Source organism: Endozoicomonas sp. OPT23, assembly GCF_009653635.1.
In the GTDB taxonomy this organism is placed as follows: Bacteria; Pseudomonadota; Gammaproteobacteria; order Pseudomonadales; family Endozoicomonadaceae; genus Endozoicomonas_A.
The window spans coordinates 1-3038 of the sequence record NZ_PPFD01000012.1; the positions used below are offsets into that span (position 1 = coordinate 1).

Sequence of the window (3038 nt, forward strand, 5' to 3'; positions counted from 1 at the left end):
CTAAAATCCATCGAGCTATTGCATAAGGCCTTCAGTAGGCCAACTGAAGGTGGGTCTCTTTTTACCCGTTTTCAAGAATAAGAATTAACCATACAAGTAAATCCAGGTGACGCCTTCGGCGCACCTGATTTAGGCGTTAGCTGCTGCAGTTCCATGCGACAGTTCCATACCTTATGAGAAGGTTTTGATGAAAACCCATATTGTTTGCTATTTGTACAACAGATAAAATGTCTTATTGATTATCAAATTTTGGAAGTATTGATGAATAAACATTTAAAGATATTATTATCACTGGCAGTATTCTCTTTTTTTTCTCAAACTAGCCAGGCTCTAACCCTACTAGAATTTTCTGGGATGGAAAAAGAAAAACAAGCGATATATTTGATGGGGGTTTTAGATAAAGAAATAATTGATGCATCATTTGGCCCAGAGAGGAGTGACTGCGTTCAAGACTGGGGTTTAGTAGGTGCATATAATTTCCTGTCAAAGTGGTACAGTAGAGATCCCCAAAATCCTAATAATACAGGATTTAATGTTGCTCTTTTGATAACGCTTCAAGTAAGCAAAGTTTGCGAATTTGAACCATTAAACAAGAAATGAATTCATAAAAATAAATTGTTGTGTTCGTGAGTTTTTATAAAATGAAATATTTTTCAATTCTTGCACTTCTAGTGTTTTCAATTGCATCTAATGCTGAAGTCATTAAGTCAGAAAAATGGAACTGGGATTTATCGCATAAAGACTATGCGTATGCTGCCACCATAAATGATACCAACAGAATTCTTGGTCAATATTGTTATTATGCTGATAGCACCTGTTATTATCTTGTTAGCCTTGGCATAACTTGTGAAACCGGCGATGAGTATCCAAGTCTTATAAATACAGATTCAACAGCAACTACAATCAATTTAATTTGTGGTCACAAATACAATAATGAGAATGTGTTTTTTATTAAACCTTTCGATCAGATAGATAAGATTGTAAAAAAATCAAATAAAGTTGGGTTTGCAGTAGCAATGGAAAATGGCGAGTTTAAAGTAGTTAGATTCAGCCTAAATGGTTCCAGTAAGGCAATTGAGAACATGCTGTTAGGTGCAGAAGCAATCAAAGAAAATAAATCAGTTGAAAGAAAGGTTTCAGAACTATATCTATAAAAAGCAGCTAACAAGTGGTTTCATGGGACTGCGCCTGCGGCGCAGCCCCTGAACCAAGCGTTACATTCTTAGAACATGCATCGAGTAACCATGAAGAACAATGAAATAAATACCCTTATTCTCTGGGTCATCATATTGGCTGTAGTAACTCCCTTAGCCTTTATTGGAGGAATGATTTTTGGAGGTTCACTACAAACTGAATTCACATTAACTGCCGATTCTGCGTCTTCATGGGTTGCAGCTATTGCTACAGTTTCTATTGCTATCTTGACATTTATCTTGGCAAAAGAAACATGGCATCTCCGAGCAGCGCAAAGTGAACAGTTAGAGCAACTACGATTAGATGCAATTAGACCCTCAGTAGACTTCAACTTTAAAATTAGTGATGTTCATGTTCAACTCTTAGAGCTTGAAATTAAAAACTGTGGCAAAGGAATAGCCCAGAATGTTAGCTTTGAATTCCTAAGCATTGATAATGAATCAGAGCCAGAAAACAACCCTATTTTAGATAAACTTAAAGACCTCGGTGCAATTAAATACGGAATAGCATCATTGGGCATTGATCAGTTATATACAACATTCATGTTCAGTTTCATCGACATTATGGGCGTAATGGGTGAAGAGGAAACTTTCGCAACAAAGTTTATAGTCAAAATTGTATTTAGTGACTCCAATGGTCATCAATACACTAATGCAGTAACAATTGATTTTTCTCAATTCATTGGTGTGGTTCATGCGGGCGGTGGTTCCCCAACCCACAATATTTCAAAAAACATAGAGAAGATAGCAAAATGGGCAGAGAGTTTAACTAGAAGTCGAAGCAAGAGAATAACCGTAAATACATTTAGTTCTGAAGAAAGAGAACAAGAAGAGAAAGAGTTTGAACGAATTCGCCAAGAGCAACAGGCTTCAAGATAATAGTTGAACCAGAATGTAACAAGTGCTTCAAATGGGACGCCTACGGCGCCCCTTAAGCAAGCGTTATGCGTTTATCGTTCATCTTCAAAACCAAACAGCCTAAAATGTGGATCTGATATGGATATTGAAACACTAAAAGAAAACTATCGTGAAATATTGAGTAAAATAAACGCAGATGACTATGAATTTATTGATGATAAATATTCAGGCATATTTTTACCATATAATTTCAACGCATATGAGCAATCAAATCCAAAAGTCATGATTGTTGGTAGAGAGACGGCAGGTTGGAATACGAACAATAATAAAAATACAATTCAGCGAATAATTGATAAAAATAATGATGGATCACTGAATGAAATTATTGAAGAATCTTTATCAAGATACAGTTGGCACTTGAAAGACAGCCCTAACGGTACGATTAAAAGAAAGCATAAAAGTAAATTTCAACATTACTATAACAAAGTTTCTAAAGAATTAAGTTTGTCACCTGAAGGTATGATTTATGCGAATTTATTTGCATGGGACTATAACAAAAAGTCGCCGCTAGAGAGACCTAAAGGAGAACTTAAAAAAATAGTAGATATTTCTCTAGAACTACTGGCAACTCAAATTAAGTTTTTCAACCCAGAATATATTATCTTTTCTACTGGCTATAGAGGGATTGATCCCATAATAAAAGATCTTTTCAATCTATATTTCGACGGTTACGAAACAACCAGTATTAATCCTAAAAAGATCTGGCAGTTTAAAACAGAAAATCATAAATGCTTTCGTATAGCTCATCCGAGAGCCCAACATGGGCATGCTACTTTTAGAAAAGAAGTTATAGATACGATCAGAAATAAATCCAAATCTATAGTACACGCATAACAAGTGACTGTGGCCTATAGTCAAGTTTTCAGGTGATATTTTCTCCCCAACATGTCCCGTTTTTCAGCATAGTATTCAGGATGACAATCATCT

General features: G+C 35.5%; 4 protein-coding genes. All 4 read left to right on the forward strand.

Annotation, left to right across the window (positions count from 1 at the left end; all coding sequences use genetic code 11):
- Positions 1-261 precede the first annotated feature (261 nt).
- The 4 genes from EOPP23_RS21190 (at position 262) to EOPP23_RS21205 (ending at position 2945) form a co-directional block, all read left to right on the forward strand.
- Positions 262-600: a hypothetical protein gene (locus EOPP23_RS21190; protein ID WP_153767997.1), complete on the forward strand. Its 339-nt coding sequence runs from the start codon at positions 262-264 to the stop codon at positions 598-600.
- 41 nt (positions 601-641) lie between these two features.
- Positions 642-1154, forward strand: a complete 513-nt coding sequence (locus tag EOPP23_RS21195) for a hypothetical protein (RefSeq protein ID WP_153767998.1) — start codon at positions 642-644, stop codon at positions 1152-1154.
- A gap of 90 nt (positions 1155-1244) precedes the next feature.
- Positions 1245-2072, forward strand: a complete 828-nt coding sequence (locus tag EOPP23_RS21200; protein WP_153767999.1) for a hypothetical protein — start codon at positions 1245-1247, stop codon at positions 2070-2072.
- 117 nt (positions 2073-2189) lie between these two features.
- A complete protein-coding gene (locus EOPP23_RS21205) occupies positions 2190-2945 on the forward strand; it encodes a hypothetical protein (protein ID WP_153768000.1) in 756 nt (251 codons plus the stop codon).
- Positions 2946-3038: the final 93 nt, after the last annotated feature.